Origin of the sequence: Streptomyces sp. TRM49041, from assembly GCF_008271805.1 — a bacterium.
Lineage (GTDB): Bacteria > Actinomycetota > Actinomycetes > Streptomycetales > Streptomycetaceae > Streptomyces.
Genome location: NZ_VSRY01000174.1, coordinates 24,579 through 34,325 on the forward strand (window position 1 = coordinate 24,579; position 9,747 = coordinate 34,325).

Sequence of the window (9,747 nt, forward strand, 5' to 3'; positions counted from 1 at the left end):
GGCCCACCATGAGGTGGACCGGCTTTCAAGGCAACCGCAGAGGCTGCGCTACGACGGAACGCCTTAGCGCGAGACCTTGCCGGCCTTGATGCACGAGGTGCAGACGTTGAGCCGCTTCGGCGTCCGACCGACCACGGCACGCACGCGCTGGATGTTCGGGTTCCAGCGACGGGACGTACGGCGGTGCGAGTGCGAAATGTTGTTGCCGAAGCCCGGCCCCTTGCCGCAGACGTCGCAGTTGGCAGCCACGGGTCACTCCAAAGACTTCAGATGCACTTACAGTGAAATCCGGCGAGCCGGAATCAGGTCGGTGACTGACAGGTCGGTGACTGAAGTGGCGTTGCCGGGGAACGGCCCGATTCTCATCGGGCAACCGGAGCAGCATACAACGGCCGCTTCGGTAGAACGAAACTACCACGATCGGGCGGGCCCCCGCCCCGGGTCCCGCCTCCTCACGGGTCTACCCTGCGGTGCAGCCACCGCTCAAGGAGGATCACCAGGTGCCGGACACGTTGGGGCAGGACCTCGACCCCGCAGCGATCCGTGCCTGGTGCACGCTGGCGCTGGACGCCCTCGGCCGGGAGCGCGAGGAGATCGACTCGATCAACGTCTACCCGGTCGCCGACGGCGACACCGGTACCAACCTCTACCTCACCGTCGAATCCGCGTGCCAGGCCGTGGAGGCCGTCTTCGCCGCCCATGACCCGGACGGTACGACCCCCGAGTTCGCCGACGCGGTACGCGCCCTGGCGCACGGCGCGCTGATCGGCGCCCGCGGCAACTCCGGCACCATCCTGGCGCAGCTGCTGCGCGGCATGGCCGAGGTGCTGGCGCGCGGGCGGGACGGAGACCACCTCGCCGAGGCCCTGCGTACGGCGGCCTCCTCCGCCCGGCAGGCCGTCGCGCACCCCGTGGAGGGCACCATCCTGAGCGTCGCCTCGGCCGCGTCCCGGGCGGCTTCGGACGGGACGGCTTCGGACCGGGCTGCCTCCGACGGAGCGGGAGCGGGCGGCGGGGGTGGCGCGGGCGGCCGGCTCGTGGCGGTGGCACGCGCCGCGTACGAGGGGGCCCGCACCGCGCTGGAGGCCACGCCCGGGCAGCTCGACGTCCTCGCCAGGGCGGGCGTCGTCGACGCGGGAGGGCGCGGGCTCGTCACCGTCCTGGGCGCGCTCGTACAGGCCGTGTCGGGCGAGGCGCCCACGCGGACGCCGCGCCACCAGCGGGGCGTCGTCGCCCCGCACCACGAGGAGCCGTGCGCCGCCGCCGGGCCCGCGTACGAGGTGATCTACCTGCTGGAGGCCGACGACGCCGCCGTCGCCCGGCTCCGCACCCGCCTGGACGGGCTCGGCGACTCGCTGGTCGTCGTGGGCGGCGACGGTCTGTGGAACGTCCATGTGCACGTCGACGACGCCGGCGCCGCCGTCGAGGCGGGCGTCGAGGCGGGACGGCCGTACCGCATCCGCATCACCCACTTCGCCGGCGACGCCGGCACGGCGACCGGCACGGCCACCGCCACGGCCACGGCGGGCTCGGCGGACCGGCCCGCCGAGCCCGTACAGCGCGCCGTCGTCGCCGTCGTACCCGGCGAGGGGCTCGCCGAGCTGTGCGCCGAGGCGGGCGCCACCACCGTCCTGGCCCGCCCCGGGGAGCCCCCGGCCAGCGGGGAGCTGGTCGACGCGATCCGCCGCGCCCACGCGCGCGAGGTGGTGCTCCTGCCGAACTCCGGCGACCTCCGGCACACCGCGGCGGCCGCCGCCGAGCAGGCCCGCACCGAGGGCGTCCGCGTGGCGCTCATCCCGACCAGGGCCGCCGTCCAGGGCATCGCCGCGCTGGCCGTGCACGAGCCGGGGCGCCGCTTCGACGAGGACGTGGTCGCCATGACGGCCGCCGCGGGCGCCACCCGCTACGGCGAACTCACCGTCGCCGAGGCCCGGTCCTTCACCTCGGCCGGCGTCTGCCAGGCCGGTGACGTCCTCGGCCTCATCGACGGCGACGTCGCGGTCATCGGCCAGGACCTGACCGCGACGGCGGAGAACGTCCTGGACCGGATGCTGGCGGCGGGCGGCGAACTGGTCACCCTCGTCCTCGCCGACGACGCCCCACCGGCCCTCGCCGACCGCCTGGAGACCCATGTACGCGACCACCACCTGGCGGTCGACACCTGCGTCTACCACGGCGGCCGCCAGCGGTCCCCCCTCCTGATCGGCGTCGAATAGCCCGGTCTGTCAGTGGCGTGGTGTGGAATGGACGGTGTTCCGACCGTCAGGGAGTCGACGTGCTTGCCGAGCCACTCAAGAAAGTCCTGGGACCGGCCACCGCCAAGGTGATGGCCGAGGCCCTCGACCTCCACACCGTCGGTGACCTCCTGCACCACTACCCCCGGCGGTACGCCGAGCGCGGCGAACTCACCGCGCTCGCCGAGTTGCCGCTCGACGAGCACGTGACGGTCGTCGCACAGGTCGCGGACGCGCGGCTGCACACGTACAGCGGGGCCCGGGGGAGGGGCCAGCGGCTGGAGGTGACCATCACCGACGGCAGCGGTCGGCTGCAGCTGGTCTTCTTCGGCAAGGGCGTCCACAAGCCCCACAAGGACCTCCTCCCCGGCACCCGCGCGATGTTCGCCGGCAAGGTGTCCCTGTTCAACCGGAAGCTCCAGCTCGCCCATCCCGCCTACGAACTGCTCCGCGGCGACGGCGACGAGGCCGTGGACTCCTGGGCGGGCGCGCTCATCCCGATCTACCCGGCCACCACCAGACTGGAGTCCTGGAAGATCGCCAAGGCGGTCGACGCGGTCCTGCCCAGTGCCCGGGACGCCGCCGACCCGCTGCCGCCCGGCCTCCGCGAGGGCCGCGGGCTCGCGGAGCTGCCGGACGCCCTCCACAAGATCCACCGCCCGCGCACCAAGGCGGACATCGAAGAAGCCCGCGAACGGCTCAAGTGGGACGAGGCGTTCGTCCTCCAGGTCGCCCTCGCGCGCCGCCGGTACGCCGACGCCCAGTTGCCCGCCGTCGCCCGCAGGCCCGCACCCGGCGGCCTGCTGGACCTCTTCGACGCCCGGCTGCCGTTCACCCTCACCGAGGGCCAGCGCGCGGTCTCCAAGGAGATCTTCGACGACCTCGCCACCGAACACCCCATGCACCGCCTCCTCCAGGGCGAGGTCGGCAGCGGAAAGACCATGGTGGCCCTGCGCGCCATGCTCGCCGTGGTCGACGCGGGCGGGCAGGCGGCGATGCTCGCCCCCACCGAGGTCCTCGCCCAGCAGCACCACCGGTCCATCACGGAGATGATGGGCGATCTGGCGAGTTGGGGCCTGTGGCGCGAAGCGTCCCCGCAGAAGGGCGGCGGTGGGCGGCCGGAGGGAGTGACGCCGGGCGGCGCCGACCACGCCACCAAGGTCGTCCTCCTCACCGGCTCCATGGGCGCCGCGGGCCGCCGGGGTGCCCTCCTCGACCTGACCACCGGCGAGGCCGGCATCGTCGTCGGTACGCACGCGCTGATCGAGGACAAGGTCCGCTTTCACGACCTCGGCCTGGTCGTCGTCGACGAGCAGCACCGCTTCGGCGTCGAGCAGCGCGACGCCCTGCGCGGCAAGGGCAAGCAGCCGCCGCACCTGCTCGTCATGACCGCCACACCGATCCCGCGCACGGTCGCCATGACCGTCTTCGGCGACCTGGAGACCTCCGTCCTGGACCAGCTCCCGGCCGGCCGCTCGCCGATCGCCAGCCATGTCGTACCCGCCCGGGACAAGCCGCACTTCCTGGCCCGCGCCTGGGAGCGGGTCCGCGAGGAGGTCGAGGGCGGCCACCAGGCGTACGTCGTCTGCCCCCGCATCGGCGACGACGAGGACGCGTCTGGGAGCGGCGGGAAGGCCGCCGAGGACCTCGCCGACAAGCGGCCGCCGCTCGCCGTCACCGATGTCGCCGAGCAGCTCTCCAAGGGCCCCCTGGCCGGGCTGCGCGTGGAGATCCTGCACGGCAGGATGCAGCCGGACGACAAGGACGCCGTCATGCGCCGCTTCGCCGCGGGCGACGTCGACGTGCTCGTCGCGACGACCGTCATCGAGGTGGGCGTCAACGTCCCCAACGCCACCGTCATGGTGATCATGGACGCGGACCGGTTCGGCGTCTCCCAGCTGCACCAGCTCCGCGGCCGGGTCGGCCGTGGCTCCGCGCCCGGGCTGTGCCTCCTCGTCACGGAAATGCCCGAGGCCGCCCCCGCCCGGCAGCGGCTGGCCGCCGTCGCCGCCACCCTCGACGGCTTCGAGCTCTCCCGCATCGACCTCGAACAGCGCCGCGAGGGCGATGTCCTGGGACAGGCCCAGTCCGGCGTCCGCTCGTCGCTGCGCATGCTCGCCGTCATCGAGGACGAGGAGGTCATCGCCGCCGCCCGCGCCGAGGCCACCGCCATCGTCGCCGCCGACCCCGGTCTGGAGCACCTGCCCGAGCTGCGGACCGCCCTTGACGCGCTGCTCGACAAGGACCGGGAGCAGTATCTGGAGAAGGGGTGACCCCACCCGGCCCGACCAGCCCATATCGTGGGAGTCGAGCCCGCCCGCGAACGACCGACAAGGACCGACATGACCCGCGTGATCGCCGGAGCGGCAGGTGGACGCCGCCTGGCCGTACCGCCGGGCAACGGCACCCGCCCGACCTCGGACCGGGCGCGCGAGGGCCTGTTCTCCACCTGGCAGTCCCTCCTCGGCACGCTCCACGGCATCCGTGTCGCCGACCTGTACGCCGGCTCCGGCGCCGTCGGACTGGAGGCGCTCTCCCGGGGCGCCTCCCACGCCCTGCTGGTCGAGGCCGACAACCGCGCCGCCCGCACCGTCCGGGAGAACGTCCGCGTCCTGGGCCTGCCCGGCGCCGAGGTCCGCACCGGCAAGGCCGAGCAGATAGTCACGGGACCCGCGCCCGCCGAGCCGTACGACGCCGTTTTCCTCGACCCGCCGTACGCCGTACCGGATGACGATCTTCGGGAGATACTCCTCACACTCCGGGCTCAGGGCTGGCTCGCGGACGATGCTCTCGTCACCGTGGAGCGCAGCACCAGAGGCGGGGAATTCGGTTGGCCGCAAGGTTTCGAGCCGCTACGGGCCCGTCGCTACGGCGAGGGAACGTTTTGGTACGGTCGCGCCGCCTCTACGTGCGAAGACGCACCATGACCGGACCGGAGAGCGAGGGACTTCAGTTGCGCCGAGCAGTCTGTCCGGGGTCGTTCGACCCCATCACCAACGGACACCTCGACATCATCGCCCGCGCCTCCAAGCTGTACGACGTCGTGCATGTGGCGGTGATGATCAACCAGTCCAAGAAGGGCCTGTTCACCGTCGAGGAGCGGATGGACCTCATCCGCCAGGTCACCCGGGACTACGACAACGTGGTGGTCGAGTCCCACCACGGTCTGCTCGTCGACTTCTGCAAGGAGCGCGACATCCCCGCGATCGTCAAGGGGCTGCGCGCGGTCAGCGACTTCGACTACGAGCTCCAGATGGCCCAGATGAACAACGGGCTCACGGGTGTCGAGACCCTCTTCGTGCCGACCAACCCCACCTACAGCTTCCTCTCCTCCTCCCTCGTCAAGGAGGTGGCGGCCTGGGGCGGTGACGTCTCGCACCTCCTCCCTCCGGTCGTCCACGAGGCGCTGGCGGCCCGCCTCCGCGAGAACCGGGCCGAGAAGTGATCCACTGACAGCCCGTCACTTGGTGTCCGCCGGGGCCCGTCTGGCCGTACAGTCGTTCCGTCCGTCTCCAATCCGGCTGTAGAGAGTGGCGAGCACAAGGTGGACGTGCAGAAGAAGCTCGACGACATCGTCGAGGCGGTCGGGAGCGCCCGTTCCATGCCCATGTCGGCCTCCTGCGTGGTGAACCGCGCCGAACTGCTCGCGATGCTGGAAGAGGTGCGCCAGGCCCTCCCCAGCTCACTCGCCCACGCCGAGGAGCTGATCGGCGGCCGCGAGCAGCTCGTGGAGCAGGCCCGCCAGGAGGCGGAGCGGATCATCGAGGCCGCCCACGCCGAGCGCGGCTCGCTCATCTCCGACAGCCAGGTCGCCCGCCAGTCCCAGGGCGAGGCGGACCGCATCCTCGCGGAGGCCCGCCGGGAGGCCGAGGAGATCCGCGCCGAGGCCGACGACTACGTCGACTCCAAGCTCGCCAACTTCGAGGTCGTCCTCACCAAGACCATCGGTTCCGTCGACCGGGGCCGCGAGAAGCTCCTCGGTCGCGGACCGGGCCTCGACGAGCAGGGTTACGCCGACGAGGACGCCCCCGAGTACAGCGCCGACCCGCAGACCCTCGTCCAGCGCGCCGACACATACGTGGACGCCAAGCTGAGCGCCTTCGAGGCGGTCCTCTCCAAGACCCTGGAGGCCGTCGGCCGCGGCCGCCAGAAGCTGCACGGCCGCATCGCCAGCGACGCCCTCGGCGAGCACATGGCCGCCCAGGACGCCGCGGGCCCTCAGCAGCCGCACACCAGCGACGCCGACTATCTGGCCGGCCTCGCCGATTTCACCGAGCCCGAGCAGACCGCCGCGGCCGTCCCCCAGCAGGCCCCGCCGCCGCCCGCGCACCAGCCCGACCCGTACGGCTACGCGGCCCAGCAGCCCCAGGACGCGTACGCCTATCAGCAGGACCCCTACGCGTATCAGCAGCAGGGCTACGACCAGGACGCCTACGCCCAGGGCTACGCTCAGCAGCAGCCCGACCCGTACGCGTACCAGCAGCAGCCCCAGGTGCCCGCCCAGCCCCACGGCCAGCCGCAGCAGACGGCCGCCCTCGACGAGACCAGCTTCTTCGACACGAGCATGATCGACCTGGAGCAGCTCCGCCGCTATGAGCAGGAGCACGGCCAGGGCAACGGTCAGGGCCGCTGAACCGGACTCCGCAGGACGCCCGGATTGGGTCCTGGGCGGAGCGTCCAGTATCCTGGCTCTTCGGTCGCGAGTACGTCCGCGATCCTGGCTGCCCGATTCTCCCTACGGTACGGACGGGCAGGCCCCCTCACGATCCCGAAAGCAGGAAGTGCCCTGAGTACGCGCCTCGACCACCGCAACCCCCTCGTGTTCGACACACACGAGCTGGGGCGGCGTCCCGGTGCCCTCCAGCGGCTCACCCGCGAGGTGGCGGCCCCCGCCGACCTCGGTATCGAAGGGGTCATCGGCGTACCGGAGGGCTCGCCCGTCGAGCTCGGACTCCGCCTCGAGTCGGTCATGGAGGGTGTGCTCGTCACAGGCACCGCCCGTGCGTCGGCCGAGGGGGAGTGCGTAAGGTGTCTGGAGCCGCTGCGCCAAGAGGTCGCGGCGGACTTCCAGGAGATGTTCTCGTATCCCAGCTCCGACGGCAGCGATGCCCGGGGCCACCGCAAGGCGGCCGCGGACGACGATGCGGAGGAAGACGAGGACATCATCCCCCTCGAGGACGGCATGTTCGACCTCGAGCCCGTGCTGCGTGACGCGGTGGTGCTCGCACTACCGATGCAGCCGGTGTGCCGGGAGGACTGTGCGGGACTGTGCCCCGAGTGCGGGGTCAGCCTGAACGACAATCCGGACCACCACCATGAAGCCGTCGACATTCGTTGGGCGGCACTGCAGGGACTCGCCGATTCACTCGGAACCGGTGAGAAGGACGACATGAGCGGCGACGCGCCCCAGTCAGCACGCGCCGCCGAGAAGCAGGAGAAGTAGCCGTGGCTGTTCCGAAGCGGAAGATGTCGCGCAGCAACACGCGCCACCGCCGGTCGCAGTGGAAGGCTGCGGTCCCCACCCTGGTTTCGTGCGAGCGTTGCCAGGAGCCGAAGCAGCAGCACATCGCGTGCCCCAGCTGCGGCACGTACAACAAGCGCCAGGTCCTCGCGGTCTGAGCGGCTGGTGAGAGGCACCGTGTCTAGCCAGAAAACGGCGGATGACGCCAGGAAGCAGGCGGAGAACACGGCCTCGTCCCACACGCTTCTGGAAGGGCGGCTCGGGTATCAGCTCGAGTCCGCCCTTCTGGTGCGTGCGCTGACGCACCGTTCGTACGCGTACGAGAACGGCGGTCTGCCCACCAACGAGCGGCTGGAGTTCCTCGGGGACTCCGTGCTCGGCCTGGTGGTCACGGACACGCTGTACCGCACCCACCCCGACCTGCCCGAAGGCCAGCTGGCCAAGCTGCGGGCCGCGGTGGTCAACTCTCGTGCGCTGGCGGAGGTCGGCCGTGGCCTCGATCTGGGCGCCTTCATCCGGCTGGGCCGTGGTGAAGAGGGCACAGGAGGCCGGGACAAGGCATCCATCCTCGCCGACACCCTTGAAGCGGTGATCGGAGCGGTCTATCTCGACCAGGGCCTCGACGCGGCGTCCGAGCTGGTGCACCGGCTCTTCGACCCGCTGATCGAGAAGTCCTCGAACCTCGGCGCCGGCCTGGACTGGAAGACCAGCCTCCAGGAGCTGACCGCGGCCGAGGGCCTCGGCGTTCCGGAGTACCTGGTCACCGAGACGGGACCGGACCACGAGAAGACCTTCACTGCTGCTGCCCGCGTCGGTGGTGTCTCGTACGGCACCGGCACCGGCCGCAGCAAGAAGGAAGCGGAGCAGCAGGCGGCGGAGTCCGCGTGGCGGGCCATCCGGGCCGCCGCGGACGAACGGGAGGCGGCGGCCAAGGCCGCGGCCGAGGCAGGAGAGGCCGCCGACACCTCTCTGGCTCCCGGCGCCACCGAAGCGACGGCCACGGGCGACCCGGCCTCGGCCTGACCCACAGAGCTCACGCTTCCGGCCCCGCCGTACCGGTCCGCCCGGTGCGGCGGGGCTTCACCCTTTCCCAGCAGCGCGTCTTCCACGGCAGCGCATCGTCCCGAGGAGTCCCGTGCCCGAGCTGCCCGAGGTCGAAGTCGTACGGCGGGGCCTCGAACGCTGGGTGAGCGGCCGTACGGTCGCCTCCGTCGAGGTGCTGCACCCGCGCGCCGTACGGCGGCACCTGGGCGGCGGCGAGGACTTCGCGGCACGCCTCAAGGGCCACCGCATCGGTGTGGCGCGGCGGCGCGGCAAGTACCTGTGGCTGCCGCTGGACGACACCGACGCCTCGATCCTCGGCCACCTCGGCATGAGCGGCCAGCTCCTCGTCCAGCCGGAGGGCGCCCCGGACGAGAAGCACCTGCGGATCCGCATACGCTTCACGGATTCCGGCAGCGGCTCGGCCGCGGGTGCGCCCGGCACCGAGCTGCGCTTCGTCGACCAGCGCACCTTCGGCGGGCTCTCCGTCCACGACAACACCCCGGACGGGCTGCCCGACGTCATCGCGCACATCGCGCGCGACCCCCTGGACCCGGCCTTCGACGACGCCGCGTTCCACACGGCGCTGCGGCTGCGCCGCACCACCATCAAGCGGGCCCTGCTCGACCAGAGCCTGATCAGCGGCGTCGGCAACATCTACGCGGACGAGGCGCTGTGGCGCTCCCGCCTCCACTACGACCGGCCGACCGCCACGTTCACCCGGCCCCGCTCGTACGAACTGCTCGGCCACGTCCGGGACGTGATGACCGCCGCGCTGGACGTCGGCGGCACCAGCTTCGACAGCCTGTACGTCGATGTGAACGGAGAGTCCGGGTACTTCGACCGGTCACTCGACGCGTACGGGCGCGAAGGCGAGCCGTGCCGGCGGTGCGGCACACCGATCCGGCGCCGCCCCTGGATGAACCGGTCCAGCTACTACTGCCCGCGCTGCCAGCGGCCGCCCAGGGTGGCGCGGCGCGGCTGAGCGCGCCCCGCGCCGCGGGGCAACGC

10 protein-coding genes are annotated in these 9,747 nt (G+C 72.0%); 9 read left to right on the forward strand and 1 reads right to left on the reverse strand.

Annotation, left to right across the window (positions count from 1 at the left end):
- Positions 1-63: 63 nt before the first annotated feature.
- Complete coding sequence (rpmB, locus tag FVS66_RS34665; protein WP_003957616.1) at positions 64-249, reverse strand: 50S ribosomal protein L28; 186 nt, start codon at positions 247-249, stop codon at positions 64-66.
- Positions 250-500: 251 nt separating this feature from the next.
- On the opposite strand from rpmB, the gene FVS66_RS34670 reads away from it, so the two are divergent.
- From FVS66_RS34670 to mutM, 9 genes are all read left to right on the forward strand, one after another.
- Complete coding sequence (locus FVS66_RS34670) at positions 501-2,216, forward strand: DAK2 domain-containing protein (RefSeq protein ID WP_262387376.1); 1,716 nt, start codon at positions 501-503, stop codon at positions 2,214-2,216.
- 110 nt (positions 2,217-2,326) lie between these two features.
- Positions 2,327-4,507: an ATP-dependent DNA helicase RecG gene (gene recG, locus FVS66_RS34675; protein WP_399226904.1), complete on the forward strand. Its 2,181-nt coding sequence runs from the start codon at positions 2,327-2,329 to the stop codon at positions 4,505-4,507.
- Between the two features lie 69 nt (positions 4,508-4,576).
- Positions 4,577-5,161 carry a 16S rRNA (guanine(966)-N(2))-methyltransferase RsmD gene (gene rsmD / locus FVS66_RS34680; protein ID WP_149185233.1) on the forward strand — a complete coding sequence of 195 codons (585 nt, stop codon included), beginning with the start codon at positions 4,577-4,579 and terminating at the stop codon, positions 5,159-5,161.
- A gap of 26 nt (positions 5,162-5,187) precedes the next feature.
- Positions 5,188-5,679: a pantetheine-phosphate adenylyltransferase gene (coaD, locus tag FVS66_RS34685; protein ID WP_187645837.1), complete on the forward strand. Its 492-nt coding sequence runs from the start codon at positions 5,188-5,190 to the stop codon at positions 5,677-5,679.
- Between the two features lie 99 nt (positions 5,680-5,778).
- Positions 5,779-6,867 carry an ATP synthase F0 subunit B gene (locus FVS66_RS34690; RefSeq protein WP_149185235.1) on the forward strand — a complete coding sequence of 363 codons (1,089 nt, stop codon included), beginning with the start codon at positions 5,779-5,781 and terminating at the stop codon, positions 6,865-6,867.
- Positions 6,868-6,999: 132 nt separating this feature from the next.
- Positions 7,000-7,677, forward strand: a complete 678-nt coding sequence (locus tag FVS66_RS34695) for a DUF177 domain-containing protein (RefSeq protein ID WP_149185240.1) — start codon at positions 7,000-7,002, stop codon at positions 7,675-7,677.
- A 2-nt stretch (positions 7,678-7,679) separates the two neighbouring features.
- Positions 7,680-7,853 carry a 50S ribosomal protein L32 gene (rpmF, locus tag FVS66_RS34700; protein WP_003957604.1) on the forward strand — a complete coding sequence of 58 codons (174 nt, stop codon included), beginning with the start codon at positions 7,680-7,682 and terminating at the stop codon, positions 7,851-7,853.
- A 7-nt stretch (positions 7,854-7,860) separates the two neighbouring features.
- The gene (gene rnc, locus FVS66_RS34705; RefSeq protein ID WP_149185236.1) at positions 7,861-8,718 is read left to right on the forward strand and encodes a ribonuclease III; all 858 of its coding nucleotides are present in this window, start codon (positions 7,861-7,863) and stop codon (positions 8,716-8,718) included.
- A 112-nt stretch (positions 8,719-8,830) separates the two neighbouring features.
- Positions 8,831-9,721, forward strand: coding sequence for a bifunctional DNA-formamidopyrimidine glycosylase/DNA-(apurinic or apyrimidinic site) lyase (mutM, locus tag FVS66_RS34710; protein WP_149185237.1), 891 nt, complete (start codon positions 8,831-8,833; stop codon positions 9,719-9,721).
- The last annotated feature ends 26 nt before the right edge of the window (positions 9,722-9,747 follow it).